The sequence below is a fragment of the Streptosporangium saharense genome, from assembly GCF_014203715.1.
Taxonomy (GTDB): Bacteria; Actinomycetota; Actinomycetes; order Streptosporangiales; family Streptosporangiaceae; genus Streptosporangium; species Streptosporangium saharense.
On record NZ_JACHJP010000002.1, the window covers coordinates 1,354,523 to 1,380,931 of the forward strand.

The window sequence follows — 26,409 nt, forward strand, 5'->3', positions numbered from 1 at the left end:
GCCGTGTCCCTCGATGTCGTGTTCGCGGTCGTGGTCGCGGTCGTCATGCTGCCCGTCCTCGTCGGCGCCGCACCCGCGCTGGCCGTCACGGTGCTCACCGCCGTCGGGCACCATCTCCTCCAGTCCTGCCGGGTGCTGCTCCCCCGTACGGCCGACGGCCCGTCCGACGTTCCCCGGCCCGGTAGAGGAGGCGGAGAACCGGCCTACCGGATCTACGCGCTGCGGCAGATCTGGCGTGACTGGGCGGTGCTGGACAGTGCGACCCGCCCGGTCGTCGTCGACAGGGTCAGGGCCATCCGGGACTGGGTCGGGCAGCGGTGGGGGGAGCGGCCGCAGGTGTACTTCCTGTTCCCGGTCTGGTTCGGCGTCGAGACGGGCGTCGTGCTGGCCGTGGTCCTGCTCACGCTGGCGCTGGCCGTGCCGCTCGCGGCATACACGCTGGTCGCGACCGTGACTTTGCTGGTGTGGCTGCCCTGCGTCCTGGTGCTGCGCGGTCTGGACCTGGCCTTCACCGTCGCCAACCGCGTCCTCCAGGTCTGTCAGAACGCCGACTGCTACGAACGGCTGACGCTCCCCGAGTACGCCTGCCCGTCCTGCGGGGCGCGTCACCGGCGGCTGCGCCCCAACGGGGACGGCGCCTTCCGGCACGTGTGCGCGTGCGGCGCCCGGCTCCCCACGACGATCCTCCTCGGCAGGCACCGGCTGACCGGCCACTGCCCCGGGTGCGGCAGGGCGCTGTCCCCGAGAACCGGGCGGGTCAGGGCCGAGCCGCTGCCGTTCGTCGGCGGCCCCGACGCGGGCAAGACGACGTTCATGACGCTGGTGGTCGCCGCGCTGCACGCGGCGGTGGAGGCGAACGGCGGGCGGGCGAGCTTCGTGACCAGGCAGGACGAACTCGCCTTCACCCGCAGCCGGGACGAGATGCGGCAGGGCGGGGTGTCCAAGACGCCCACTCCCCTGCCGACGGCCATGACGCTGGACGTCTCCGGGTTTCGCGGGGGTGACCGGATCCTGCACCTGTTCGACCCCTCGGGTGAGCACCACACCGGGGCGACCACGGTCGAGGCGCTGGGCTATCTGACGCACGGCGAACGGATGGTCCTGGTCGTGGACCCGTTCGCGCTGCCGCTCGTGCGGGGCGGCCTGACCACCGCCGAACGCGACGCGCTCTCCTCGGCCGGGGTCTCCTTCTCCATGGAGGACCCGGCCGACACCTTCCAGCGGGTGCGCGCCGAGCTGGCCTCCCGTCCCGGGGGAAGCGGGCTGCGGCGGGTCGCGGTCGTCGTCAGCAAAGCCGACCTGCTGGAGCGGACGGGGGTCGGCCGGGGATGCGGCGAGGTGTCGCGCTGGCTCGGCGAGATGGGTCTGGGAAACATGGTCAGGGAGCTGGCCGCCAGGACCGGCGAGACCCGCTATCTGGCGTCACGCCTTCCCGCCGACCCCGTCGCCGTCGCCCGGCTCGTCGCGTGGCTGGTCGAGCTGCCGCTTGCCGTACCGGACGAGCTGCCTGAGGGGCGGCCGGTCACCGCCGACTCCCGCAGGCCGTGGCGGGCGTCGCCGCGCCGGGAGGGTCTCGTGCCGGTCGGCTACGCCGTCACCCGCTGGGCCGTCCTCGCCGTCTCGGTCCTGCTGCCCGGCGCCGTGGTCGTCATCGCGATCTTGGCCCTCGTGGTCAGGTGACCCTCGTCGCCGGGCAGAAAACCAGCGGCCGAGGAAACCGCCGATCGGGAAGAATGCCCCCTATGTCCCAGGCGACCCTGCGCACCGACCGCATCCTTCTCGTCCCGCTGGCCGACGAACACCTTGAGGACGAGGTGGAACTCGACTCCGACCCCGAGGTCATGCGCTATCTCGAAGGCCGGGCCCGTACCCGCGAGGAGGTCGAGTCCTTCCACCGCAGGCGCCTCGCCGCCGCGGACCGGGTGCCGGGCCTGGGGTTCTGGGCCGGTTCCGTGGATGGCCGGTTCGTCGGCTGGTGGATCCTCGAACCCCCAGAAAACGGGACCGAGGGCGAGGCCGAACTCGGCTACCGCCTCCTGCGCCGTCACTGGCGACAGGGCCTGGCCAGCGAGGGAGCGCGGGAGCTGCTGCGGCACGGGTTCGAGGATCTCGGACTGGACCGTGTCTTCGCCGAGACGATGGCGGTCAACACCGCCTCCCGCGCGACGATGGCCTCGCTCGGCCTGCGGCACGTCCGCACGTTCCACCAGGAGTGGGACAACCCGCTTCCCGGCAGCGAACACGGCGAGGTCGAGTACGCGATCACCCGGCAGGAGTGGCTGTCCCGGGGTCCCGGAAAGGCTTGACGTCCACGACGAGGCGGAGCCGCGTGGTGCCGAGGGTGCCGGTGATCTGCCAGCAGCCCGCGTACGGCAACAGCATGCCGGTCGGCTGGAAGCCCGGCGCGTGGTAGCCGCCGGGAACGCTGCCCTCGACGCTCTCGCCGGTCCGCAGCGAGACCAGCCGGAGGGTCAGCTTCTCGTCACGGCCCCGCCACCACGGCATCTTGATCCGCAGGCCGCCCTCGTCCTGCGGGGAGGCGTACCGCGTGGCCTCAGGGAACGTCCACAGGTCGCCCGTGCCGTACCACCCGGCCGAGTCCTTCTCCCCCTGGGTGTCCAGCCAGGCGAGCAGCGGGGCGGACGGCCGCTCGGGCCGGTCCGCGACCTCGGTCACCGGGCAGGTACGGCTCCCGCCGACCGCTTCCGGTTCTCCCCCGGTGCAGGCCGAGAGCGTCCCGACCAGCGCGAGGGCCGCCACCCAGCGCCGTCCGGCCCACTCAGGAGACCGGGAAATCGAATTCACCGTCCTTGACCCCGCCAAGGAAGGCCTGCCACTCGGCCCGGGTGTAGACGATCACCTCGGCATCCCTGCGACGGCTGTGCCGTACCGCCACCCGGCCGCTACCGTCAGCCAGCGGACCGGCCTCCACGCACTGACCGTTGGTGCTGGGGCTTCGCGTGCTGATGCGCCAGGCGACGCCCGCCAGTTCCTCGGGGGTAAGCATGTTCACGAGACCGGGAAGTCGAACTCGCCGTCCTTGACCCCGCCAAGGAACGCCTGCCACTCGGCGCGGGTGTAGACGATCACCTCGGCATCCCTGCGACGGCTGTGCCGTACCGCCACCCGACCACTGCCATCCGCCAGCGGACCGGCTTCCACGCACTGACCGCCACCGTTGGCGCTTTTCGTGCTGATGTGCCAGGTGACACCCGCCAGTTCCTCGGGGGTAATCATGAGCTGCTCCCTGTGGTTCATTTGAAACGGTCAACCGCATTTCGAATAACGGTCGCGGAATCATCCGGAGTGAGCACGGTGTTCAGGAGCACATCGTATGTCTGAACGAAGTTTTCGGCACCATCTGCCTCGGTATAGACGGCACCTCCCCTGGTCTCCACATATGTCACGTCCGAGTAGGGCTCGGGCATGCGGAAAACGGTGAAAGCACCTTCCGGACTGGCGTGCGCTCCGACGGAGAACGGCAGGATATGGATGGTCACGTTCGGCCTGGAAGCGACCTCGGAAAGGTGCTTCAACTGGCCACGCATCACCTCGGGACCACCGACCGCGCGGTGGAGCACGGCCTCGTCGAGGACGACCATCAGCTTCGGCGGCGTCTCCGCGCCAAGAACGCTCTGTCGGCTGACTCGGAACTCGATCCACTGCTCGACCTGACGGGCGTTGGCTCCCACCGCTCCCGCCGTAATGACGGCCGAGGCGTAGTCGCGGGTCTGGAGAAGGCCCGGGATGACCATCGCGTCGTAGGAGTAGATGACTTTGGCGCGGGTTTCCAGCCAGGCGTGGTCGAGCATGCCGCCGAGGGAGTCGGCGGAGAAGCCGTCCCACCAGCCCTTGCGCCAGATGTCGCGGCTGAGCTGCTCCAGCCCGTCGCGGATCTGCTCGTCGTCGATCTCGTAGAGGTTGAGCAGCGCCATGACGTCGGACACCCGGGCCGGGATGATGCCCGACTCAAGACGGCTGATGGTGGCCGCGTCGCGCTGGAGATAGTCGCCCGCCTGCCTGAGCGTCAGCCCGGCGGCGTCGCGGTATTCCTTCAGGTGCTTCCCGAGCCACTGCGCCCGCAGCGTCGGCCCTCGCCTCGCGGCCATCTCATCTCCTTTGGTTTTTGTTTCCCTTACGGGTCTAATGCCGGGTAAATACGGACATTCTCAACTACCTTGTTTCGTAAGCTTGCGCTTTTATGAAGGCAATGTCACGCTACCACCGCACCAACGGTCACGCTCAGCATTGGCACGAGAGCGTAAAGAAACTTTCCCCGGCAGGGTCGCGCGCCCGATCTCCGCCCCGGATTAACCCGCGGAAGGAATTAACCGACATGGAACGCCAAAACGGATTCAACCGGTCGTCGGCCGAACCCGGAACGGACCCCAACCCCGCCCCGCACGCGACGCACCCGCTGCTCGGCGACCTGCCGCGCATGTTCGCGTTGGTCCAGGGGTTCGACGACGACGGCGACGGCGGCGAGGAGGAGGCGGACGTCGCCGTCGAGGTGGTGGCGTACGGCATCGCCCTGCCGAGCGGCCAGACGACGACCTTCGGGACCAACGGCCGGAACTTCGGCGTGTGGAACAGCCCCCGCAGCGCGGCCAAGCGCCTGCACTCCGACCTCGTCTGGCTCGGGGAGTAAGCCCCGGGGAACCGCAAAACGGACCGTCGATAAGGCGAAGCCGTACAAAAAAACAAAATGAGCGCCCGGCAGCCTGCCGGGCGCTCCAGACCCATGCGGCAGCCCTCAGGTGGTGGCGTCGTCGCGCCTGTGACCGAGCACCGCGGCGATCGGCAGGGCCGCCGCCAGCCCGCTGATCAGTACCGCGGCGAGTGCTCCCAGGATGGCCTGGCTGCCGTCGAAGGCGATCCCGACGGCGGCCAGCGGAGGCCCCGCGTTGCGCACCGCCGCGATGCTCCCCATGGTGGTACGGCGCGCGGACGGCCCGGTGGCCAGCAGGGCGCCGACGGCGAACGCGACCACGGCCAGGACGAACCCCGCGAGCAGGGTGCGTGAGCCGAGCAGCGCGGCGACGTCGTGCCAGTTGCCCAGCAGCATGCCGACCAGCACCATCATGAACGTCACGTTCGACACGAGGACGGCGACCGGGTGCCACGAGTGCGCCGTGGAGTGCGCGTAGTGGCGCACCACCAGTCCGATGCCGAACGGCACAAGCTGCAGGATGGCCACGGTCCACACCAGCGCGGCGACGTCCAGGGAGACCGTGGTTCCGACGTCGGCCACGGTGAGGATGGCGGTGCTCATCGGGCCGAAGGTGAGGCTGGCCAGGGCGGCCAGTAGCACCTGCATCGCCGTACCCGCGCTCACGTCCCCCTTCTGCACCACGCTCAGTTTCGCCCCGAACGGCCCGCCCGGGGAGGCGGCGACCAGGATCAGGGCGACGAAACCCGCGGCGGGCAGGGCGAACAGCACCGCGACGCCCCAGCCGAGCAGCGGAATGGCCACCAGATTGGCCAGCAGCGCCAGCACGGGCAACCGCAGGTCGGTGAAGACCGCACGCAGCGCGGACACCGTGGTCGCCAGTCCCGCGGCGAACATGGTGACCGCGATGAAGATCACGGTGATCGCGTTGAACAGCGACTGCAGCGCGTTCATGGAACCTCCAGCCCGGCGGACCCCGGCACCGTGTGTCAGTCTTCGAGGTCGCCCAGCCAGCGCAGGGCACTCAGCGAGGGCATGAAGCAGTACTCACCACCGCGTGTGACCACGAACCGCGGCAGCCCCCGCAGGCACCGCCGCAGTGGCCTGCGGGGAATCGTGAAGTCACCGGAGCCGGTGACCGGGTCGCGCGCGTCGCCCGCGCCGAAGAAGACGCCGTCGTTCATCCACTCGGACTGGACGAACTCGAACTGCCTGCCGAGATGCGCTCCGACGAAGGCGAACATCAGCCCGCGGTCGGCTCCGTCGTCCTCCAGTGTCCCTTCGGGCAGCGGCGGGCCGTAGGCGGTGCCGCGCCGGATCATCCGGTGCAGCCTCGGCACGCCCGCCACCGCCGCGTCGCGGGGGTTGCCCCTGCGGATGTGGCAGCCGCCGGGGGTGGTGAATCCGGCCGGATCGTCCCGCTCGTAGCCGAAGCCGTTGTTACGGTACGGATCGGCGCCAAGGCCGGGATCGTCGTGGTCCGGGCTGAGCGCCAGAGGGGCGCCGCTGCGCCAGCGACCCATGATCTTCGCTGCCAGCCACTCCTCGTCCGCCGGATCGGTGGCGTTGTCGCGCAGGTAACGCCGGAAGGCGGCGACGCGCTGGTGGAGCTTACGGAAGACCACGTAGCTGCCGTTACGGCCCAGCACCTCCGGCTCCAGCCTCTGGAGGCCGCCGAGTTCGTCGGGATAGCCGAGCACGAACTCCCCGGCCCTGAGTGGCGTCTCCAGCTTGTTGGACCCGGCGATGCCGCTACCCTCGACGGCCGGGTGGCTGATGCCGTCGCGGTAGCCGAACGGCTCGGTCTCGGTGGGCAGCGCGTGGCAGTCCTGCCGCCAGATCGCCGTGATGCCTGGCAGAGCGTGGTAGGCGGGCCGGGCGCGGTCGACGGCCGCCTCCAGCTGTGCGCCATCAGGGGCGAGGGCCACCAGCACCACGTGGACCTCGGGTGTGCCCAGCGGAGCCTCCCAGTTCGCCGGAGCGCTCTCGCCGACGTCGCCAAGCGCTGGGGCCCGGGCGGCCATCCCCTGCCGGAACTCCCAGGAGAAGGTGTCCAGCGACTCTCTCGGCACCCCCAACGCCCCCAGCCCGTGGTAGGTGAGTGCGACGCTGACCCAGGTCTCCCCCAGGGGACTGGTCGTGTCGGCGGCCGAGGTGACCACCGCGCTGAGACGCCGCATCAGTTCTCGTCCGTGTGCGCGCTCGTCGACGCGGAACAGGATGTAGGTCGCCGCGTACGGGCTCGGCCTGGGGCTGAGCGCCCCGCGCTGGATGTCGTCGAGTTCGAGTACGGCCCGTGCCTGTCCGATCATCGGTGCCCACCTCCTTTGGGTGCTACCTGGACGTGACGAGGTTTCTCCAGAAGGCGCGCAGGCTCTCGTCGCCGCCGAACAGCGAGCTGAAGACCGTGGAGTCGGCCAGCAGCACGTCACCGGCCCGTTCCCCGCCCGGAGGCATCCACAGGAACACATCGAACTCGGTGTTGCCCGCCTCGGTGAAGGGGTGCGAGGGCCGTGACAGGTCGATCGGCTGCCTGCCCAGCACGTGGACGACGTCCGGGTCGTCGGTCGTCACGGCGTAGTGCGGCAGATGCATGTGGAAGTTGAAGGTGGTCACCCCCTCCAGCCATCCCCTGGTGTCCAGGTCCCTGGCGATGGACAGTGGCGCGATCTGCTTGGGCCCGCTCACCGCGGGGCGCAGGCCGTAGCGGTTCTCCACCGGCACGCCGAGCTCTCGCATCAGGGAACGCAGGTACCGGGCGAAGCGTTGCTGCCGGGGCACCAGGGGGTCGCCGTGGTGGCGGTGCTCCCTGTCGCGCACGGCCAGGTCGTCCGTGGCCCCGACGTCGTGGTGCGGCCCCAGCACCAGGCGGGTTCCCTCCCTGGCGAGGAAGGCCCGCACCGCCTCGACCTCCTCGGGCGCCGGTTCCTGTCCGGTGATCATGTGGTCCAGTCCGAACACCAGCAGGGTGTCGGTGTCGGCCAGTACCCGCTCGTCCAGCGGGGTGGGGAAACCCGCCTGGTCGATGCGCTGGTACACCGGCACGGGGTGGCCGGTGGTCTCCTGGACGAACTGCTGGAACGGCAGCCAGCCCCAGAAGAACAGTTCCAGCGACCCGGCGACGCCCTGCTGGAAGCGCAGCGGGTCGGACCACTTCGGGTCCTCGTAGGCGGGCCAGGCAGTCCGCCGGACCTCGGTCATCGTGGAGAAGCGGTTGTCGAGCTCGGCCGGGTTCCTGCCCGCCTCCGCCGGATAACTCCACGCGACGTAGATGCTCACCCGCTGCCCGCCGGGGGTGTACGGGCGCGGCACGTGGTTCTGGTTGTAGGTGCGTGCGGTCGTCATCTCGTCTCCCCTGGACGGCGGGCCATGCGTGCGCGGGGCCCGCTCTCACTGCATCTGGTCGAGCATCTCCGACAGGGCACTCTTGATCCGCAGCGCCTTCTTGATCTCGTCGGCGGTGACGTAGGGGTACTCCCCGTACTCGATGAAGCTCGGGCAGTGGTGGTCGCGGACGAACCTGACGAACGCCTCGGGGTTGGTCCTCCAGTCCTCGGGAAAGCCTTCGAGGTTCTCGAAGGCCGTGCTCACCCCCGACCTGGTGAACAGCGCGACGGCGTCCTCGGTGTACTTGTCGAAGTCGGTGTCGAAGATCCCCTGGTACATGAAGCGTGTGTCCTCGTCGAAGAGCACCCAGCGCAGATAGTGCAGCTTGAGCGGAGCCAGAAGGTACGGGTCGGCCTCCAGCGCCCTGGCCAGGGTGTGACCGTGGTTCCTGATCGCCTCGGCCCGCCCCGGTTTGACGTCGGCGATGATGGTGAACCCGTAGCACGCCGGGGTCCTCGGGAAAACAGGGCCGTACTTGCCCTGTTCGAGGTGGTCGGTCTCCTTGGGAATGACGACCGCCCGAGGGATGATGTCCATACCCGCTCCCCCTTTCACTTGGTCAGGGGGAGACAGGTGAGGCTGCCTGACCTGCAGAATTATCCCACATCCCGATTCGGTCGAGTCCGCGGGCCGGGCATCGTGGCGATCTCCGCCGACCGGCCGGTTACGACAGCTCTTCGACCGCGCGTTCGTAGGCGTCCAGGGTGTCGAGGAACATCCGGCGCTGTTCGGGGGTGAGCGGTTCGAGCACCCTGCGCCAGGCGACGGCGCCCCTGGCCAGCCAGTCGTCGATCACCGGACGGCTGGACTCGGCGATGCTGATGATCCTGCGGCGCCGGTCCTCGTCGTCCTCGCGCCGGTCGAGGACGCCCTTGCGGCTCAGCTCGCCGACCAGCAGGCTCGCCGTCGTCGGCGCGACCTCAAGGCGCGCGGCCAGTTCGTTCACCGTCATCGGCCCGTCGAACAGCAGGTAGGACAGCAGCGACAGGTGCCGTGGCCCCAGCGAGAGCGACTGGAGCCGCTCGGGAACGGGCAGCCGTTTCGCCCGCCCGACCATGCGTGGCATGAGCAGCAGCAACGCCCGGATCGCGTCGTCAACGTCCAGTCCGGACTCCCGGCCTCCGCTTGACATCTCCTGCCCTCCAGGCAATACCTTTGCCATCAAAGATGTTTTGCTTGCAAAGCAAATCAGTTGTGTCACTCATCGTAGCCGGGAGCAACCATGACCATTCTCGTCACCGGCGCCAGGGGCAACATCGGCGGCCGTCTCGTCAGCCTGCTCGCCGAGGGCGGCCACCGGGTGCGCGGCTCGGCCAGGGACGCCGCGACCCTGCGGCTGCCCGAGGGCGTCGAGACCGCCGAGCTGGACCTCACCGACCCGCACGGGGCCGAACGGGCCCTGCGGGACGTCGAGACGATGTTCCTCTATCCCACCCGGGGCGATCTCGGCCCCCTGCTGAAGATCGCCCACGGGACAGGTGTGCGGTACGTCGTGCTGCTGTCCTCCCCCGCCGCCTACGACGCCGGGGAGTACGACCAGCCCATCGGACTCGTCCACCGGGAGGCGGAACGGGCCGTCGAGGAGTCCGGCCTGCCGTACACCGTGCTGTATCCGAGCTGGCTGGCCAGCAACACGCGCCGTGACTGGGCCGAGCAGATCCGCTCCCTCGGCCGGGTCGGCGTCGCCCATCCCGAGGCGCAGGTCAACCCGATCCACCTCGACGACGTCGCCGAGGTGGCCGCGCACCTGCTGACCGACGACAGGCACCGGGGGCGGATGCAGGTGCTCACCGGCCCCCGGTCGATGCGCCTGCGCGACGTCGTCACGGTTCTGGGAGACGTCCTGGGCAGATCCATAACGCTGGACGAGCTGACCGAGGAGCAGGCGATCGAACAGCGCGCCCCCTGGATGCCCGAGGCGATCCTGCGGACGCTGCTCGCGGTGACCGCCCTGGGCGTCGGCGTTCTCGCGCCCGTCACCAACAACGTCGAGCGGATCACGGGCCACCCGGCCCGCGAGTTCGCCGAGTGGGCGAGAACCCACCGCGCCGACTTCGAGTGACACGCGAGGCGCCCCGGCCACAACGGGCCGGGGCGCCTCCGAGCACGGTGAAGGACGATCTAGCGCTGGGCTTCCATCATCCAGTGCTGTTCCTCCAGTTTCTGGGTGATCTCGATGAAGATGTCCTGGGTCACCGGATCCGGCTTGTCGGTCGCCTCGATGCGCTCACGCATCCTGCGGATGATCGATCCGAGGATGTCCGTCATCGCGGCGACGACCTTGCCGTCGTTGAGGTAACCGGCCTCCAGCTCCGGAAGCTCGCTGGTCTTGGCGAGCGTGGAGGCGCGCCCATCCGGGTTGCCTCCGATCGCGACCTCCCGCTCGGCGACGGTGTCGGCGTACTTCCTGGCCGATGTGACGATCTCGTCGAGCTGCAGGTGCAGTGAGCGGAAGTGGTGGCCGATCACGTTCCAGTGGGCCTGCTTGCCCAGGAGCGACAGCTCCAGAAGATCCACGAGTGCGCCCTGGAGCGCGGTGGTGACGACCTTCTTGTCCTCGCCCTTGAGCGAACTGGTGATCGCGGACATGTGGTGTCCTCCCCCTGCTTTCAGGATCGGTTCCGTTTTGTACGGAAATGCCCCTACCCATCAATCCCGCTCTTATGTTGACACTGTCATCGTTACAGTGTCACTATCGCCGTATGGAATGGACCATCGGTGAGCTGGCGGAGCGGGCCTCCGCGGCACTCTCCCCGACCGCCCAGCTCAACGGGCGGGTCAGGGACGTGCCCAACGAGCGCCTCATCCGGTGGTACGCCACGATCGGCCTGCTCGACCCGCCCACCTCCCGCAGGGGACGCGTCGCCCTGTACGGCAGGCGCCACCTGCTCCAGCTCGTCGCCGTCAAGCGCCGTCAGGCCGAGGGGCTGACCATCGCCGAGATCCAGGCGGAGCTGGCCGGGGCGAGCGACCAGGCCCTTGAGACCATCGCCGACCTCCCCTCTCCCCCACCCGCGCCTCCCGCCGCGAAAAGCGAGAGCACCCGTCCGAGGTTCTGGGCGAAGCCGCCCAGGACGCCACATCCCACCCAGGTCAACGGCGTACGGCTGGCCCCCGGGGTGACGCTGATGCTCGACGGCGGCCGTCCCCTCTCCCCCGCCGCGCTCGCCGACATCGGCACCGCCGCCGAGGCGCTCCTGGCGGTCCTGCGCGAACACGACCTCGTCCCCGATCACGAAGGGAACCAATCATGATCACCGAGATCACGGCGCTACGCCCCGAGGAGTGCGAGCCGGTCCCCGGCGCCGGTCTCGGGGCCCTCGTCACCGACCGGGGCAACCTGCCGCTGGAGAGCGTCGAGGTGACCGCGGGCGTCTGCGGCCTCGCCGCGGGGGTCGAGGTCGTCCAGACCTTCCGCAACCCGCACGAGGTGGCGCTTGAGGCGACCTACGTCTTCCCGCTGCCCGACCGGGCAGCCGTCACCTCCTTCACGATGGAGGCGGACGGCAGGGTCGTCGAGGGCGTCCTGAAGGAGCGGGGCCAGGCCAGGGCCGACTACGACCAGGCCCTCGCCGAGGGCAGGCGGGCCGCCATCGCCGAGGAGGACCGTCCCGACGTCTTCACGATCAGGGTCGGCAACCTCGTGCCCGGCGAGCGGGTCACCGTACGTCTCGGGCTCGACCAGCCACTCCCCTACGAGGACGGCGCCGCGACCTTCCGCTTCCCGCTGGTCGTCGCGCCCCGATACATCCCCGGTGTCCCGCTCGACGGGGACAGGGCGGGCGACGGCTGGGCCGACGACACCGACGCGGTGCCCGACGCCTCCCGGATCACGCCCCCGGTGCTGCTGCCCGGCTTCCCCAACCCGGTGCGCCTTTCGCTGGCCGTCTCCATCGACCCGGCCGGTCTCGACCTGCGCGAGATCCGCTCAAGCCTGCACGTGGTCCAGGAGGAGGGCCACACCGTACGGCTGCGCCCCGACGAGCGGCTCGACCGTGACTTCGTGCTCCGCCTGACCTTCGACGCCTCGACCTCGCTCGCCCTGGTCCCCGACCCGGAGGACGGCTCCCAGGAGGGCACGTTCGCGCTGACCGTCGTGCCCGATCCCGCCCAGGTCACGGGCAGGGCGAAAGACGTCGTGCTGGTGCTCGACCGCTCGGGGAGCATGACCGGCTGGAAGATGGTCGCGGCCCGGCGGGCGGCGGCCCGCATCGTCGACACGCTCACCGGCGGCGACCGGTTCGCGGTGCTGTCCTTCGACACCGTGGTCGAGTGGCCCGAGGGGCTCGGCGAGGGGCTGTCCGAGGCGGGCGACCGCAACCGCTACCGCGCGGTCGAGCACCTGGCCCGCCTTGAGGCCCGGGGCGGCACCGAGATGCTGGCCCCCCTTGAGAAGGCCGCCGCCCTGCTCACCTCCGACAAGAGGGATCGGGTGCTGGTGCTCGTCACCGACGGCCAGGTCGGCAACGAGGACCAGATCCTGGAACGGCTCGCTCCCCGCCTCACCGGGACGCGGGTGCACACGGTCGGCATCGACAGGGCCGTCAACGCCGGGTTCCTGAGCAGGCTGGCCGGGCTCGGCGCGGGCCGGTGCGAGCTGGTCGAGTCCGAGGACAGGCTCGACGAGGCCATGGAGCACATCCACCGCAGGATCGGCTCCCCCCTGGTCACCGACCTGACCCTGGAGGCCGACGGACTCGACCCGGTCCCGGAGACCGTGAGCCGCCCGGGCTCGCTCTACCCGGGGGTCCCGCTCGTCGTCAGGGGACGCTACCGGGGCGCCGCCGAAGGTTCGCTGGCCGTGCGGGGAACGGACGCCTCTGGCCACGCCTGGGAGCGCCGGGTCGCGGGGAGCCTCACAGACAGCCCGGCGACCAGGGCGATCTGGGCACGGGAGCGCCTGCGGACGCTTGAGGACCGCTACGCGACCGGGGACCACTTACTGGAGGAGGAGATCGTCGCGGTCTCTTTGAGGTACGGCGTGCTGTGCCGGTTCACCGCGTTCGTCGCGATCGACAGCCGGGTGGTGGCCGAGGGCGGTCCCGGGCACCACGTGGTCCAGCCGGTCGAACAGCCCAGCGGGTGGGGGTATCCGGTTCCTGCGGCGGCGCCGATGATGCTGGCCGGGATGGCGGCCCCCGCGAGTTATGGGGGTGCCCCCCTCCCGCCGCCCGCGCCCGTCGCCGCCGCCCCGCGCGCCGCGGCCCCCGGCGCCTTCCCCAAACGCGCCAGGGCCGCCAAGCCCGCTCCCGCTGCTCCCCCGGCGTCCCCGCAGCTTGGGGACCTGGTCGCCGAGGAGCTGCGTGGGCTGCGCGCCGCGGCCTCGCTGCCCGCCGCAGACCGGCGGCGTCACCTGGAGGACCTGGCGGGCAGGCTCGCCGTGTTCGCGCTCTCCCTGGGCGGTCACGCCGGGCTTGAGGCCCTGGTCGCGCGGCTGCGGGCGGGCGGCGACCTGGAAATCCTGTGGCGCGAGACGCTGGAGGGACTGGAGGCGCTGGGCCGTACCGGAAAACGCCGCTCTTTCTGGAGGCGATAAGGCCCATTTCTCGGAAGATATAACCCATTTCATATGGAGGGCATAACGCCCCATCTCCACAGGGGATAGCTTCCTCTTATAAGGGTCAGGACGTTATGCGATGAGTGATTAGTTGCAGGTCAGGTTGGTTACAGTTCCCGCGTGACCAGTCCCATTTTTTCCCTTTGCAATGAATATGTTTCGCGTTCGGCGGCGCTCGACCCGGTCGCCGCCGGAGCGGCGGGCATCGCCGTCGAGTTCGCCGCCGCGTCGGACTACGGACCCGACGGCCACGCCGCGCGGGCCGCTCTGATCAGCGAGACATTGACCAGGCTCTCCGCCCTGACCCCCGAAGGTGAGGCGGACGTGCGGGCCGCCGCCCACCTGCGCGAACGCCTTGAGGCCGAACGCGCCTGGCACGAGCTTGGCGAGCCGCTGCGCGCGGTGCAGGCGCCGTTCGGGCTCGTCAACGACCTGCGTGACAGCGTGGACCTGCTGCCGAACGCCACCGACGACGAGTGGCGGGACGTGGCGGCCAGGCTGGCGGCGATGCCCGAGATGCTGGACGGCTGGCGGGCGAGCCTGGAGACCGGCCTGTCCAGGGGGCTGCGGGCGGCCCGCCGCCAGGCGCTGGAGTCGGCGGCCCAGGCCAGGCTCCTGGCCGAGGTCGGCACCCACGACTCGCTGCTCGCCCGCTACGGCGACGGGCCGGTGCGCGAGGAGCTGTCCAGGGGGATCGCCGCCGCGCACGGCGCCTACGCGCGGATCTCCCGCTACCTGCGCGAGGACTACGCGCCCAGGGCCGGGGAGCGCGACGCGGTCGGCGCGGAGCGCTACGCGGTCGCCGCCAGGCTCAACCTGGGCGCCGACATCGACCTGGTCGACGCCTACGAGTGGGGCTGGTCGGAACTCGAACGCATCGAGGCCGAACTCACCGTCGAGGCCGACCGGATCAAGGCGGGCGCCTCGATCGACGAGGCGACCGAGATCCTCAACGACACCCAGTACGTCGTGGGCCGCGACGCCTACCGCGACTGGCTCCAGGAGCGTCACGACAGGGCCATCGAGCAGCTCCACGGCACCCACTTCGACATCGCCGAGCCGCTGCGCCGGGTGGACGTCACCCTGGCCGTCGGCTCCTCCTCGGGGGCGCCCTACTACACCTCGCCGAGCGAGGACCTGTCGCGGCCCGGCCGTACATGGTGGCCCGTCAGCGAGGACAGGAACCGCTTCGAGACCTGGCCCGAGCTGACCACGGTCTTCCACGAGGGCGTCCCCGGGCACCACCTGCAGTTCGGCGCTACCAAGGTCGCCGGGGAGAGCCTGTCGCGCTTCGGCAGGAACTCCTGGGTGAGCGGACACGGGGAGGGCTGGGCGCTGTACGCCGAGCGGCTGGCCGACGAGCTCGGCTGGTTCACCGAGCCCGGCACCCGTCTCGGCATGCTCGCCGGGTCGGCGTTGCGGGCGGCCAGGGTCGTCGTGGACATCGGCGTCCACCTGGACCTGCCGCTGCCGGACGGCTCGCGCTGGACCTTCGCCAGGGCGTGCGAGGTGCTGGGCGAGCGGGGCAGGTGCGAGCCGCACCGGATCCACGCCGAGATCGTCCGCTACTTCGGCTGGCCGGGGCAGGCGATCTCCTACAAGCTCGGCGAACGGGCGTGGCTGGCCGCCAGGCAGGAGGCCAGGACGCGCCTCGGCGCCGCCTTCGACCTGCGCCGCTGGCACACCGCCGCCCTCGAACTGGGCCCGGTCGGCCTGTCCAGTCTGGCCGAGGCCCTGCGCAGGATCGACTGAACGCCGGGCGGCCGGGGAACCATCCCTTTTCCCGGCCGCCCGTTACGCCCGTAAAGTGAGGAGATGACGGTTCTTGACGGTGGGCTGGCCACACATCTCGAAGCGCTCGGCGCTGACCTGCGTGACGAGCTGTGGTCGGCGAAACTCCTGGTCGAGGACCCCTCGGTGATCCGTCAGGCGCACCTCGACTACTTCGCCGCCGGGGCCGAGGTGGCCACGACCGCCAGCTACCAGGCGAGCATCCCGGCCTTCACCCGGCGCGGGCTGGACGCCGCCCAGGCCGAGCGGCTGATCCTGCTTTCCGTACGGCTCGCCGCCGAGGCCAGGGACGCCAGCGGCGGGGGCACGGTCGCCGCCAGTGTCGGGCCGTACGGCGCGGCCCTGGCCAACGGCGCCGAGTACACCGGTGACTACGACCTCGACGAGGACGGCCTGTTCGCCTGGCACCGGGACCGCTGGCACATCCTGGCGGGCTCCGGGGCCGACCTGCTGGCCTGCGAGACCATCCCGTCCCACGCGGAGGCGCGGGCGCTGCGGCGGCTGCTGGACGAGACGCCGGGGACCAGGGTGTGGGTGAGCTTCTCCTGTCGTGACGGGGAGCGCATCAGCGACGGCACCCCCCTGCGTGAGGTCGCCGCGCTGTTCGCCGGTCATCCGGGGGTGGTCGCGGTCGGCGTCAACTGCGTCGCGCCCCGCCACGTCCCCTCCCTCATCAAGGAGGTCACGGACGTCCCGGTGGTGGTCTACCCCAACTCCGGCGAGTTCTGGAACGCCGCCGAACACCGGTGGGAGGGGCTGGCCGATCCCGTGGAGTACGGCGCCGCGGCGGCCGAGTGGCACGCGGCCGGGGCGACCCTGGTGGGGGGCTGCTGCCGTACGACACCCGAGCACATCCGCCGGGTCCGTGAGCACCTGCCTGGCTGAGCGGCGCTCAGTCCCGCCGGGGCTTCCCCTTGGCGGCCTCCCTGGCCGCGCGGGCGGCCTCGACCTTGGCGCTCGCGGCGTACTTGTCGACGTACTCCTGACCGGACAGCTCCATCAGCGCGTACATGATCTCGTCGGTGACCGCGCGCAGGACCAGGCGGTCCTCCTCCATCCCGTAGTAGCGGGAGAAGTCGAGCGGCTTGCCGAACTTGACCCCGGGGCGGATGCCGAGCTTGGGAAGGGGCCGTCCCGGCGGCATCATCTCGAAGGTGTTGACCATCGCCCACGGGATGACCGGGACCCGCGCCTCAAGCGCCAGCCTCGCCACGCCGGTCTTGCCCTTGTAGAGACGCCCGTCGTGGGAACGGGTCCCCTCGGGGTAGATGGCCAGGACCTGGCCCTCACCCAGGATGCGCTTGCCGGTGCGCAGCGCCGCCTCGCTGGCCTTGCCACCGGAGCGGTCGATCGGGACGGTGCCGACGCCGCTGAAGAAGGCCCGGCTGAGCGCGCCCTTGATCCCGCGTCCCGTGAAGTAGTCGGACTTGCCGAGGGAGATGACCTTGCGGGGCAGGAAAAGCGCCCCGAAGAAGTGGTCGGCGAACGACAGGTGGTTACCGGCCAGGATCACCGGCCCCTTCCTCGGCACGTTGTCCACCCCCTCCGCCCAGGGGCGGAAGACGAAATGGAGGAAGGGCCAGAGGATGGCCTTCACCACCCAGTAGAACACGCGAGGCTCCTTCGGTCGGCAGGGGGGACCTGGAGCAATCCTCCCACTTCCCGGACGGACGACCTACATCGCCAAACCACACATATCGACCTCTCGCAAAACACGCCCCAGTCGTGCGACGATCGGGCGAACCTTACAAGGAGCTGCGATGCCAGTCATGCCCGGCGCGGAGCCGTACCACCACAGAGGGGGGCGGGTCGGGGTCCTGCTCTGTCACGGATTCACCGGGTCGCCGCAGTCGCTGCGCCCCTGGGCGGAGCACCTGGCCGCCGCGGGCCTGAGCGTCGAGCTTCCCCGGCTTCCCGGCCACGGCACCACCTGGCAGGAGATGAGCCACACCCGCTGGGAAGACTGGTACGCCGAGCTGGACAGGACGCTGGCCAACCTGCGCGGCCACTGTGACGAGGTCTTCACCGCCGGGCTCTCCCTGGGCGGCTGCATGGCGCTGCGGCTGGCCGAGGTGCACGGGACGGGCATCAGGGGGGTGGTGGTCGTCAACCCGTCGATCGCCAACGACGTCCCCCTGCTCGCCCTGGCGCCTCTGCTCGGACTGTTCGTGTCCTCGGTGAAGGGCGTGGCCGGGGACATCAAGAAGGAGGGGGCGTGGGAACTCGGCTACAGCCGTACCCCTGTCAAGGCCGCCGCCACCCTCCCCCGGCTGTGGGCGCTGACCCAGTCGGAACTGCACAAGGTCACCCAACCGGTACTGGCTTTTCACAGCCCGCAGGACCATGTGGTGAAACCAACTAGTTTGCGCATTTTGCGTGAAAAGCTGACCGGGGGGAACCTTGATGTTGTGGAGCTCAATGACAGTTACCACGTCGCCACCCTCGACAACGACGCGGACCGGATCTTTGCGGGGAGCCTGGAGTTCATCAACGCGAACGCCTCTGTACCCTTGCAGGGAGACTGAAGGCAGGCGGGGAATGCGTGGTCTCCGGGAGGGACGGGCCAGCTAAGTGACACCCCAGAGCGATGAGGACGAGGTCTGGCGCCAGATCGTCGCCTCCTTCAACGACACCTCCGAGCTCGACTCGGCCGACCAGCCATGGCCGGACAGCGAGAACCTCCCCGCCGAGCCGCCCAGGAGGGTCGTCAAGGCGCCGGAGGAGGTGCGCCACCCGCTGCCCGAGGAGTTCGCGAACCTCGGCCAGGAGAGCGAGACCGAGGCCGCGACGGAGGACGACGAGGGGCACTACGTCCCCCCGCCGCCGCCCCCGCTGCCCAAGACCGACACCGCCACCAAGCTCGCGTGGCTGGCCCTGTTCGGCGGCCCCGCCTACCTGCTGCTGAGCGCGGCGCTGAGCTGGCGGCTCCAGGGGTGGATGCTGTTCACCGCCGTCGCGGCCTTCATCGGCGGCTTCGTGGCGCTGGTGGTGCGGATGGGTGACGGCCCGCCCACCGACGGCTGGGACGACGGCGCCGTCGTCTGAGCGCTTCTATGGTTCGGTACGGCCCGCCGCGCCGAACCGCTCGACCACGTCGGTGTAGCGGCCCGAGGCGTCGACCACGTGACCGACGGTCCACACCGTCCCGGTGGACGCCAGATAGGTCACCGACTGCAGCCTGATCGTCCTCGGGGCCGCGCTGTCGGCCCCGCGCACCGCCTTGACGGCGTGGCCGTCGTAGGTGAGCAGGAACGCCTCCCCCGGCCGTTCCATGTCCACGCCGGAGATCCAGAACCGGCCCTTCCTGTCGCCGGTCACCCCGTACAGGCGCACGTCGTCGCCGGGGGCCTTCACCCGCGACCAGCGCTTGCCGTTCCACGACAGGATCAGCGGGTTGACCTCGCCCGAGCTCTGGTAGACGCCGCCGACGGCCAGCGCCCGCTTCGGCGAGTCGAAGTAGACGTCACGCAGGTAGCCGCCGGGCACCGCGGGGACGGAGATCTGCTTCCAGCGGTTCCCGCTCAGCCGCGCGACCAGCGGCCCCGTGCCGGTGTCGCCGACCGCGAGCCCGTCGCCCTTGCCCGACAGCGCGACGCCGTACAGCGTGCCCTTGCCCTTGAGCTGGGTGAGCTTCCACTTGGCGCCGTTCTGGGTGAGGATCAGCGGCTGCTCACCCCTGCGGCCGACCGCGGCCATCCGGCCCGGCACTGCGGCGACCCCGGCCAGCCAGTCGCCCACGTGCAGCTTGTCGACAACCACCCGGTCGAAGGTGGACCCGCTGCCCACCGCGAGGTACGGCAGGCCGTCGTGCCCCTCGCCGACCGCCCACACCTGGGTGGGTGAGGCCGCGGCCACCGAGCGCAGCAGCCCGGCGCCCGTCGGGTCGTTGCGGATGCCGACCTCGGCCCAGGCGCTGCCGTTCCAGTGGGTGATCGCGCCCCGGCTCTGCCAGATGTCCCACACGCTCTCCTGGCCGACCGCCCAGATGTCGGAGGCGGAGACGCCGACCACGTCGGACAGCGATCCGTCCGTGCTCAGGCGCGCGCTCGTCGGCGCCTGCCACGCCTCCGCTGCAGAGACGGGACGGGGATCGGCGTGAGCGGCGGGCGGCAGAAAGGCCGTCAGGAGCAGTCCTCCCGCGCACAGCGCCAGCGCACGCCGCGGAAGGCGACGGGTCATGCCCAAATGGTACGGCGCGCGGCGCGGCCCGTGTGCGTGCCCGCTTCAGTTGCCCTCCCGATGGGGATCTCCGGGAAAAGCGCCTACCCCGGCCTTCCTGGCCCTTGGCATCGTTCAGCCGCATCTCAGCCGCGTCGTCCGGGGAGCGCGAGTTCGGCGACCACCGGGAGATGGTCGGTCGCCAGCCGCAGGTCATCGGGGTCGGCCCCGATCTCGCCGCAGGACAGCACCCGTGCCTCCGGCGCCGCGAAGATCGCGTCGATGCGCGCCCTCGGCCCCCGCGCGGGGAAGGTGCGGCCGTCGCCGCGCGGCGCGAGCGGATAACAGTCGCGCAGTCGTTCCGTGACGAGCCGCCAGGCCGGTTCGCCCGCCTCCTCGTTGATGTCCCCGGCCAGCACGGGCAGCGCGTCGAAGCGCTCGGCGACCTTCCCGAGCAGGGCGAGCGCCTGGCGCGCGTGGAAGAGCCTGGCGGACGGCTCCAGGTCGAGGTGGACCGAGCCGACCGCCACCCGGTGCCCGCCGTACTCGACGACGGCGATGGCGACCGCGCGCTGTTCGAGGCCGGGGAAGAACCGCAGCAGCCGCCCCCGCCCGTGCAGCGGCCGTACGGCGGGGCCCGTCAGCACCGCCACCCCGCCCAGGCGGCGGCCGGCGACGACGGACATGCCTCCCGAGGCGGCCAGCCGTACGCGCCGGTCGCGCCAGCGCCAGAACCTGGGCGCTTCCTGCACGCACAGCACGTCGGCGCGCAGGGCGGTGATCACCCGGCCGAGCGCGGCCTGGTCGTCCTTCATGGAACGGACGTTGTAGGTGGCGATCCTCAGCGGATCCTGGCCAGGTCCGCGGCTCCGACCAGTCCGGCGGAGGCGCCCAGCTCCGCCAGGCGGATCTCGGGGAGCGGGCGGTGCCCCCGGCCCGTCACGTTGGCGGCGAAGGCCGCGCGGACCTGGTCGATCCACAGGTCGGCGGCGGTCGAGACGCCCCCGCCCAGGACGAAGCAGCCGGGGTCGAGGATCGCGGTCAGGTCGCACAATCCCTGGGCGAGCCAGTCGGCCATCGAGGAGAAGGCGGCGAGCGCGGCCTCGTCGCCCCGCCTGGCCGCCTCGGTGACGGTCTTGCCCTCGATGCCCTCCGGCGTGCCGCCCGCGAGCTCCAGCAGGATGGTGGCGCGGCCCGGGTCGGCCTCGGCGATCTTTTTCGCCTCGGCGACCAGGGCGTTTCCGCTGGCGTACTGCTCCCAGCAGCCGAGGTTGCCGCAGCCGCACAGCCGCCCCTCGGGGACGACCTGCATGTGGCCCAGCTCGGCGCCCATGCCCCAGCGGCCACGGAAGAGCGCGCCGTCCAGGACGATGCCGCCGCCGATGCCGGTGCCGACCGTGACGCACACCAGGTGGCTCTCGCCGCGTCCCGCGCCGAACCTGGCCTCGCCCCACGCCATGGCGTTGGCGTCGTTCTCCACCACGACGGGCAGGCCGACCAGGGCGGAGACCTTCTTCTGCAGCGGCTCCTCCCGCCAGGCCAGGTTGGGCGAGAAGCGCACCACGGAGCATGTCTCGTCGACGAAACCGGCGGCACCAAGCCCGACGGCCTCGATCTCCCGGCCCTCGGACAGCTCGGCGACCGCCTCGGCGATGCTCTCCGCGACCCGCTCGGGGTCGGTCGCCGGAGTCGGCCGCAGAAGATGCTCGACGATGTGGCCGTCCTCGTCCACGACGCCTGCCGCGATCTTGGTGCCGCCGATGTCAACGCCGATGGTCAGCGCCATTACCCGTCCTCTCTCCCCGGACTCATCCCAGGTCGATGTGCTCCACAGGGGTCTGTCCCTGGTCCCGCTCCCGCGCCCGCTGCCCGGGGGCGGGCCGGTTAAGCCCGTCGACCGCGGACCTGAACGCGGCGAACAGCTCACTGCCCGCCTGCACGAGGTGGTCGGCGACCGCGCCGCCCGCCTCACGCTGCGCGGCCATCGCCCGGCAGACGGGGCAGGCCCGGCAGATGTACTCGTCGTGCTCGGAGACCGCCTCCCCCCACACGTCCCGGCTGCTGCTCCCGCCACCGGTGAAACTCCCGGTGAAGGCGCCGCCGAGCCCGCCCAGGCCGCCGATCGTGGTCTTGACCAGGCCTTTTCTCAGCTCCCTGGTCGCCTTCTGCTGGAGCGTGTCGAAGAGTTTGAACGCCTCCTCGGCCGCGCTGCCCAGCGGGTCCCTTCCGTCGCCCGTGGCGCCGGTGCCCGTCGTCGTGTTGTCGGTCTTCTCAGTCATCAGGCCCTCCCGTCTCGAACCGTACCCGGAGAAGGCCGTCGCGGAGCACCGCCGCCTTGACGGCCCTGCGCGCCAGGGCCGCCGGCAGCGCCAGGACCCTGCGGTGCGAGCCCGCGTCGACGATCAGTTCGTCGCCCTTGCGGGCCACGTTCACCTGGCTCCTGTCGGCGAGCGGCAGCGCGAGGATCAGCTCGCCCTCGGGGGTGATCCGCAGCGGCGGGTCCCCCTGCGGCGGGGCGAACGGGTCGGCCTGGCCGTACATGACCTCGGCGACCTTGGCCAGTGCGGCGGGGCCGACGGGTTCGGCGTCGAGGTAGGGCACCGTGTGCACGGGAAGCGGGGCGAAGGACTCGGCGACCTCGGCCAGCCGCGCCGCCTGGGCCTGGACCCACCCGCTGCGCCACGCGTCGGCGCCTTCCCCGGGGAAGACCCGATTGGCGATCACCCCGTCCACGCGGTAGCCGTACAGGCTGAGGGAGGTGAGCGTACGGCGGGCCTCGGCGAGCACGACGGCCTCGGGGGTGAGCACGAGGCGGACGCTGGCCGAAGGGCCGGTGAGCAGTTCGCGGACCTCAAGCAGGCCGCGGTGCAGGCGCTCACCCGCCCCGATCACGTGGTCGTCGGGGACGCTGACCTGGGCCACCCTGCGCACCAGCGGCGCGACCGTGCGCAGCAGCCGCCTGCCCGCGGGCAGCAGCCGGTTGACGTGCCAGTCGAGGGCCTCGGGCAGGGCGAGCAGCCTGAGCGTCTCGGCGGTCGGCGCGCAGTCGACGACGACCACGTCCCACGTCCCGGCACGGGCGTGCTCGCGCAACTGGAGCAGCGCCAGGATCTCCTCGGCGCCGGGCAGCACCGTGATCTCCTCGGCGGTGATCTCGTCGAGGCCGAGTTCGGCAAACAGTCCCCTGGCGTAGTCGCGCAGCTCGCCCCACTGGCGTTCGAGCGCCCGCTGGGTGTCCACCTGGTGCAGGTAGAGCCCGGACACGACCTCGGCAGGCTCGCCCCCGGCCTCCACGCCGAGGGCGTCGGCGAGCGAGTGGGCGGTGTCGGTCGAGACCACGATGGTCTTCAGACCCTCCCTGGCCGCCCTGACGGCGGTCGCCGCCGCCGCGGTCGTCTTGCCGACCCCGCCCTTGCCGGTGAACAGCAGGATCCTGGTCACGAACCCTCCCCCTGGGTCAGGAACCTTCGACGCGCTTCTTCAACCCTCTCAGGGCGGTGTCGATGATGACCTTCTCCGCCTTACGCCTGATCATGCCGATCATCGGAACCTTGAGATCGACAGCCAGCTCGTAGGTCACCTCGGTGCCGCCACGCGTCTCTGTCAGGCGGTAACTCCCGGTGAGCCCAGAGATCATCCTGCCCGCCTCGGAGACACTCCAATCGACGGACTCGTCCCCGTTCCAGGTGTAGGCGAGGGTGTACTCGTCACTGATCACCCCGGCGTCGAGGACGAACCTGACGGTCTCCGGCAGGCCGTCGTCCCCGGTGGTCAGGACACGTGCCGCCTTCACCTGCCCGGCCCACTCCGGATACGCGGGGAAGTCGGCGATCACCTTCAGGATGGTCGGGCGGTCTGCGGCGATGACGGTGTTCGAGGTGGTGCGGTCAGCCATGGGTTCACCGTACTCTTTCGACCGTTCCGCGACGATCTCCCACGCACCGCCCATCACCACTCAAGGGCGAAGGGCACTCCCCTGCCACGGAAGTGGCCGACGTTGAGGCACTCGGTCCTGCCGACGCGCGTGCGGGCCGCGAGCGGCTGGTGCACGTGGCCGAAGAGCGCGTAGCGCGGCTGGGTGCGCCTGATCGCCTCAAGGGTGGCCTCGCTGCCCCGCTCGAACCGCCGGGCCACCACGTCGTAGAGCAGCTCGGGGATCGCCGGGGGGATGTGGCAGCACAGCACGTCCACCTCGCCGACCGCCTCGACCTTGCGGGCGAACTCCTCGTCGTCGATCTCGTTCGGCGTCCGGTACGGCGTGCGCAGCCCCCCGCCGACGAAGCCGAAGCGCAGGCCGCCGATCTCGACGCTCTGCCCGTCGAGCACGTGGTGGCCCCGCCTGACGTAGTCGCCCCAGTAACGCGGCACGTCCACGTTGCCGTGGGTGATGTAGGCGGGGGTCGGCATCGCGGCGAAGATCTCGGCGTACTGCTGGCGCACCAGGCGCTCGATGTGGTCGGCCGGGTCTCCGTCGAGGGAGGCCCACAGCTCGGCCGCCATCAGCCTGGCCTCGTCGAAGCGGCGGGCCAGCCGCAGCCGGACGAGCCTCGTGGCCGTCTCGGCGCCGAACAGCGCGGGGAAGATGCCCTGGGAGTGGTCGGCGTAGTCGATGAACAGCAGCAGATCGCCCAGGCAGACCAGCGCGTCGGCGCCGTCCGCCGCGCGGGCCAGGGCGTCGGCCCTTCCGTGCACATCGCTGACGACATGGACCCGCATGCCGTCATCCTAGAACGCCCGTCCGGCGCCTTCCGCGACACGGACGTTCTGTCATTGGTCAGGAGGTCTCACGCGGCAGGGCTGATACCGTGAGATCGCCCCCGGGAACGCCTGGTGACCAATCCACCGCGACGACCTCCAGGCGTCCGCCGACCGCGCGTCTTCTGGAGTCACCCGTGCGTGAGTACAGCGTCCCCGTTCTCGTGGATGTCCCCGCCTCCGCCAGCCTGACCGACACGGTCTTCCTGCGTGGCGAGCGGGAGCCGGGCCGGGTCTCGCTGCGCCGCAAGTCAGGCGACGACTGGGTCGCCGTGACCGCTGGCGAGTTCCGCGACCAGGTCGTCGCGGTGGCCAAGGGGCTGATCGCCGCGGGGGTCGAGCCCGGTGACCGGGTGGCCCTGATGTCGCGGACCCGCTACGAGTGGACCGTGATCGACTACGCGATCTGGGCGGCGGGGGCCGTCGGCGTGCCGATCTACGAGAGCTCCTCGGCCGACCAGGTCGGGTGGATCCTCTCCGACAGCGGCGCTCGGGCGGTCTTCGTCGAGCTGGACGCGCACGAGGAGACGGTGCGCGAGGCCCGCGAGAACACGGCCGTGCCGGGGCTCGACCACGTGTGGAACATCGAGGCCGGCGCCCTGGACAAGCTGACCGAGACCGGCGCCGGGATCGACGACGAGACCGTCGAGGAGCGCAGGAGCGGGCGCGGCGGGAGCGACCTGGCCACCATCGTCTACACCTCGGGCACGACGGGCCGTCCGAAGGGCTGCTCGCTGACCCACGACAACCTGCTGTTCACCGCCAGGAACGTCGCGGCGGGCCCGCTGGAGCCGCTGTTCACCTCCGACAGCGCGGCGCTGCTCTTCCTGCCGCTCGCGCACGTCTTCGCCCGAATGATCCAGCTCGTGCTGCTGGAGACCGGCACGGTCCTGGCGCACACCCCCAACATGAAGAACGTCGCCCCCGACCTGCAGAGCTTCAGGCCGACGTTCCTGCTCGGCGTACCCAGGGTGTTCGAGAAGGTCTACAACGCCGCCGAGCTGAAGGCCACCGTCGAGGGCAAGGGAAAGATCTTCCACGCCGCCGCCGCGACGGCCATCGCCTGGAGCCGCGCCGAGTCGGCGGGCGGTGCCGGGCTCGGGCTCAAGCTCAGGCGCGCCCTGTTCGACAAGCTGGTGTACGGCAAGCTGCGCGCGGCGACCGGGGGCAGGCTCTCGGCGGCCGTCTCCGGCGGTTCGGCGCTGGGTGAGCGCCTGTCGCACTTCTTCAGGGGCGTCGGCATCGAGGTCTACGAGGGCTGGGGCCTGACCGAGACCTCCGCGCCCTCCTCGGTCAACCAGCCGGGCGCCAACAAGATCGGCACGGTCGGCAAGCCGTTCCCCGGCGTCACGATCGGCATCGCCGACGACGGCGAGATCCTGGTCAAAGGCCGCCACGTCTTCACCGGCTACTGGAACGACGAGAAGGCGACCGCGGAGGTCCTCGACACCGACGGCTGGTTCCACACCGGCGACGTCGGCGAGCTCGACCGGGACGGCTACCTGCGCATCACCGGGCGCAAGAAGGAGATCATCGTCACCGCGGCGGGCAAGAACGTCTCCCCGGGGCCGATGGAGGACCGCATCCGCGCCCACCCCCTGGTCAGCCAGGCCATGGTGGTCGGCGACGGCAGGCCGTTCGTCGCGGCGCTGGTGACCCTCGACCCCGAGGCGCTGGAGCGGTGGCAGAAGACCAACGGAAAGGCCGGGGCGAGCGTCGCCGACCTCAGCCGGGACCCGGCGATCCAGGCCGAGGTGCAGAAGGCCGTGAACGACGCCAACAGGACGGTCTCCAAGGCCGAGCAGATCAAGAAGTTCACCGTGCTCGACATCGACCTCACCGAGGAGAGCGGGCACATCACCCCCTCGCTGAAGGTCAAGCGCGCCCTGGTCGCCCGTGACTTCGCCGACCAGATCGAGGCCCTGTACGGCAACGCCGCGCACACCCCCTGACCGTGCCGTCCCCGCCGCGGCGACCGTCCGGGTCGCCGCGGCTTTCGTGTTTCCGCACTCTTGGTGTCGCGGATGCGACGATGCCACGGCGGGCGGTCACGCGTCTGCCATGGAACCCGGCTCTTGTGCCTGGAATATGC

Annotated in this window: 29 protein-coding genes; 11 read left to right on the top strand and 18 right to left on the bottom strand. The window is 70.8% G+C overall.

From position 1 onward, the window contains the following. Positions 1–3 precede the first annotated feature (3 nt). The gene (locus tag FHS44_RS41750; RefSeq protein WP_184714750.1) at positions 4–1,680 is read left to right on the top strand and encodes a TRAFAC clade GTPase domain-containing protein; all 1,677 of its coding nucleotides are present in this window, start codon (positions 4–6) and stop codon (positions 1,678–1,680) included. Between the two features lie 62 nt (positions 1,681–1,742). Continuing rightward, positions 1,743–2,306 carry a GNAT family N-acetyltransferase gene (locus FHS44_RS14995; RefSeq protein ID WP_221460698.1) on the top strand — a complete coding sequence of 188 codons (564 nt, stop codon included), beginning with the start codon at positions 1,743–1,745 and terminating at the stop codon, positions 2,304–2,306. Here FHS44_RS14995 and FHS44_RS15000 read toward each other — a convergent pair. From FHS44_RS15000 to FHS44_RS15015, 4 genes are read right to left on the bottom strand one after another with little or no spacing between them, the layout of a single operon-like run. Beyond that, positions 2,263–2,805: a hypothetical protein gene (locus tag FHS44_RS15000; RefSeq protein WP_184714754.1), complete on the bottom strand. Its 543-nt coding sequence runs from the start codon at positions 2,803–2,805 to the stop codon at positions 2,263–2,265. The genes FHS44_RS14995 and FHS44_RS15000 overlap by 44 nt on opposite strands. Further along, a complete protein-coding gene (locus tag FHS44_RS15005; protein WP_184714756.1) occupies positions 2,780–3,007 on the bottom strand; it encodes a DUF397 domain-containing protein in 228 nt (75 codons plus the stop codon). The genes FHS44_RS15000 and FHS44_RS15005 overlap by 26 nt, the downstream gene beginning before the upstream one ends. Positions 3,008–3,009: 2 nt before the next feature. Further along, the gene (locus tag FHS44_RS15010) at positions 3,010–3,237 is read right to left on the bottom strand and encodes a DUF397 domain-containing protein (protein WP_184714758.1); all 228 of its coding nucleotides are present in this window, start codon (positions 3,235–3,237) and stop codon (positions 3,010–3,012) included. Between the two features lie 17 nt (positions 3,238–3,254). Continuing rightward, on the bottom strand, positions 3,255–4,109 hold the full coding sequence (locus tag FHS44_RS15015) for a helix-turn-helix domain-containing protein (protein ID WP_184714760.1): 855 nt from the start codon (positions 4,107–4,109) through the stop codon (positions 3,255–3,257). Positions 4,110–4,336: 227 nt separating this feature from the next. Between FHS44_RS15015 and FHS44_RS15020 the strand changes: the two genes are divergently transcribed. Beyond that, positions 4,337–4,648, top strand: coding sequence for a hypothetical protein (locus FHS44_RS15020; protein WP_184714762.1), 312 nt, complete (start codon positions 4,337–4,339; stop codon positions 4,646–4,648). 105 nt (positions 4,649–4,753) lie between these two features. Here the strand turns inward: FHS44_RS15020 and FHS44_RS15025 are convergent, their stop codons facing one another. From FHS44_RS15025 to FHS44_RS15045, 5 genes are all read right to left on the bottom strand, one after another. Then, positions 4,754–5,623 carry a bile acid:sodium symporter family protein gene (locus FHS44_RS15025; RefSeq protein WP_184714764.1) on the bottom strand — a complete coding sequence of 290 codons (870 nt, stop codon included), beginning with the start codon at positions 5,621–5,623 and terminating at the stop codon, positions 4,754–4,756. A gap of 35 nt (positions 5,624–5,658) precedes the next feature. Further along, the gene (locus FHS44_RS15030; protein ID WP_184714766.1) at positions 5,659–6,981 is read right to left on the bottom strand and encodes a Dyp-type peroxidase; all 1,323 of its coding nucleotides are present in this window, start codon (positions 6,979–6,981) and stop codon (positions 5,659–5,661) included. Positions 6,982–7,003: 22 nt separating this feature from the next. Continuing rightward, positions 7,004–8,014 carry a hypothetical protein gene (locus tag FHS44_RS15035; RefSeq protein ID WP_184714768.1) on the bottom strand — a complete coding sequence of 337 codons (1,011 nt, stop codon included), beginning with the start codon at positions 8,012–8,014 and terminating at the stop codon, positions 7,004–7,006. 45 nt (positions 8,015–8,059) lie between these two features. Further along, positions 8,060–8,593: a hypothetical protein gene (locus FHS44_RS15040; protein ID WP_184714770.1), complete on the bottom strand. Its 534-nt coding sequence runs from the start codon at positions 8,591–8,593 to the stop codon at positions 8,060–8,062. Between the two features lie 127 nt (positions 8,594–8,720). After that, positions 8,721–9,188: a MarR family winged helix-turn-helix transcriptional regulator gene (locus FHS44_RS15045; RefSeq protein ID WP_184714772.1), complete on the bottom strand. Its 468-nt coding sequence runs from the start codon at positions 9,186–9,188 to the stop codon at positions 8,721–8,723. Between the two features lie 90 nt (positions 9,189–9,278). Here FHS44_RS15045 and FHS44_RS15050 point away from each other — a divergent pair, with 90 nt between their 5' ends. Continuing rightward, positions 9,279–10,118: an NAD(P)H-binding protein gene (locus FHS44_RS15050; protein ID WP_184714774.1), complete on the top strand. Its 840-nt coding sequence runs from the start codon at positions 9,279–9,281 to the stop codon at positions 10,116–10,118. Positions 10,119–10,177: 59 nt separating this feature from the next. On the opposite strand, the gene FHS44_RS15055 is transcribed toward FHS44_RS15050, so the two are convergent. Then, on the bottom strand, positions 10,178–10,645 hold the full coding sequence (locus FHS44_RS15055) for a Dps family protein (RefSeq protein ID WP_184714776.1): 468 nt from the start codon (positions 10,643–10,645) through the stop codon (positions 10,178–10,180). 113 nt (positions 10,646–10,758) lie between these two features. On the opposite strand from FHS44_RS15055, the gene FHS44_RS15060 reads away from it, so the two are divergent. The 4 genes from FHS44_RS15060 to mmuM all read left to right on the top strand — a co-directional run bounded on the left by FHS44_RS15060 (position 10,759) and on the right by mmuM (position 16,289). After that, a complete protein-coding gene (locus FHS44_RS15060) occupies positions 10,759–11,310 on the top strand; it encodes a helix-turn-helix domain-containing protein (protein ID WP_184714778.1) in 552 nt (183 codons plus the stop codon). Further along, positions 11,307–13,592, top strand: coding sequence for a VIT domain-containing protein (locus FHS44_RS15065; RefSeq protein WP_184714780.1), 2,286 nt, complete (start codon positions 11,307–11,309; stop codon positions 13,590–13,592). Before FHS44_RS15060 ends, FHS44_RS15065 begins: the two co-directional genes overlap by 4 nt. Before the next feature lie 141 nt (positions 13,593–13,733). Beyond that, positions 13,734–15,365 (top strand): DUF885 domain-containing protein, encoded by a 1,632-nt coding sequence (locus tag FHS44_RS15070; RefSeq protein WP_184714782.1) that lies wholly within the window; start codon positions 13,734–13,736, stop codon positions 15,363–15,365. A gap of 63 nt (positions 15,366–15,428) precedes the next feature. Further along, positions 15,429–16,289 (top strand): homocysteine S-methyltransferase, encoded by an 861-nt coding sequence (gene mmuM / locus FHS44_RS15075; protein WP_184714784.1) that lies wholly within the window; start codon positions 15,429–15,431, stop codon positions 16,287–16,289. Positions 16,290–16,296: 7 nt separating this feature from the next. Here the strand turns inward: mmuM and FHS44_RS15080 are convergent, their stop codons facing one another. After that, positions 16,297–17,016 (bottom strand): lysophospholipid acyltransferase family protein, encoded by a 720-nt coding sequence (locus FHS44_RS15080; protein ID WP_184714786.1) that lies wholly within the window; start codon positions 17,014–17,016, stop codon positions 16,297–16,299. A gap of 148 nt (positions 17,017–17,164) precedes the next feature. On the opposite strand from FHS44_RS15080, the gene FHS44_RS15085 reads away from it, so the two are divergent. Both FHS44_RS15085 and FHS44_RS15090 read left to right on the top strand, forming a co-directional pair. Further along, positions 17,165–17,929: an alpha/beta hydrolase gene (locus FHS44_RS15085; RefSeq protein WP_184714788.1), complete on the top strand. Its 765-nt coding sequence runs from the start codon at positions 17,165–17,167 to the stop codon at positions 17,927–17,929. Positions 17,930–17,975: 46 nt separating this feature from the next. Beyond that, entirely contained in the window at positions 17,976–18,449 is a 474-nt protein-coding gene (locus FHS44_RS15090; RefSeq protein WP_184714790.1) for a hypothetical protein, read from the top strand. A gap of 6 nt (positions 18,450–18,455) precedes the next feature. Here FHS44_RS15090 and FHS44_RS15095 read toward each other — a convergent pair whose 3' ends face one another. From FHS44_RS15095 to FHS44_RS15125, 7 genes are all read right to left on the bottom strand, one after another. Further along, a complete protein-coding gene (locus tag FHS44_RS15095; RefSeq protein ID WP_184714792.1) occupies positions 18,456–19,583 on the bottom strand; it encodes a hypothetical protein in 1,128 nt (375 codons plus the stop codon). A gap of 125 nt (positions 19,584–19,708) precedes the next feature. After that, positions 19,709–20,377, bottom strand: coding sequence for an endonuclease/exonuclease/phosphatase family protein (locus FHS44_RS15100; RefSeq protein ID WP_184714794.1), 669 nt, complete (start codon positions 20,375–20,377; stop codon positions 19,709–19,711). Positions 20,378–20,403: 26 nt separating this feature from the next. After that, a complete protein-coding gene (locus FHS44_RS15105; protein WP_184714796.1) occupies positions 20,404–21,348 on the bottom strand; it encodes an ROK family glucokinase in 945 nt (314 codons plus the stop codon). A 22-nt stretch (positions 21,349–21,370) separates the two neighbouring features. Continuing rightward, positions 21,371–21,841 (bottom strand): DUF5304 family protein, encoded by a 471-nt coding sequence (locus FHS44_RS15110; protein WP_184714798.1) that lies wholly within the window; start codon positions 21,839–21,841, stop codon positions 21,371–21,373. Beyond that, positions 21,834–23,003: an ArsA family ATPase gene (locus FHS44_RS15115; RefSeq protein ID WP_184714800.1), complete on the bottom strand. Its 1,170-nt coding sequence runs from the start codon at positions 23,001–23,003 to the stop codon at positions 21,834–21,836. The genes FHS44_RS15110 and FHS44_RS15115 overlap by 8 nt, the downstream gene beginning before the upstream one ends. A gap of 16 nt (positions 23,004–23,019) precedes the next feature. Beyond that, positions 23,020–23,457, bottom strand: a complete 438-nt coding sequence (locus FHS44_RS15120) for an SRPBCC family protein (RefSeq protein WP_184714802.1) — start codon at positions 23,455–23,457, stop codon at positions 23,020–23,022. A gap of 53 nt (positions 23,458–23,510) precedes the next feature. Continuing rightward, a complete protein-coding gene (locus FHS44_RS15125) occupies positions 23,511–24,278 on the bottom strand; it encodes a metallophosphoesterase family protein (RefSeq protein WP_184714804.1) in 768 nt (255 codons plus the stop codon). Between the two features lie 176 nt (positions 24,279–24,454). Here FHS44_RS15125 and FHS44_RS15130 point away from each other — a divergent pair, with 176 nt between their 5' ends. After that, the gene (locus FHS44_RS15130) at positions 24,455–26,269 is read left to right on the top strand and encodes an AMP-dependent synthetase/ligase (protein WP_184714806.1); all 1,815 of its coding nucleotides are present in this window, start codon (positions 24,455–24,457) and stop codon (positions 26,267–26,269) included. Positions 26,270–26,409: the final 140 nt, after the last annotated feature.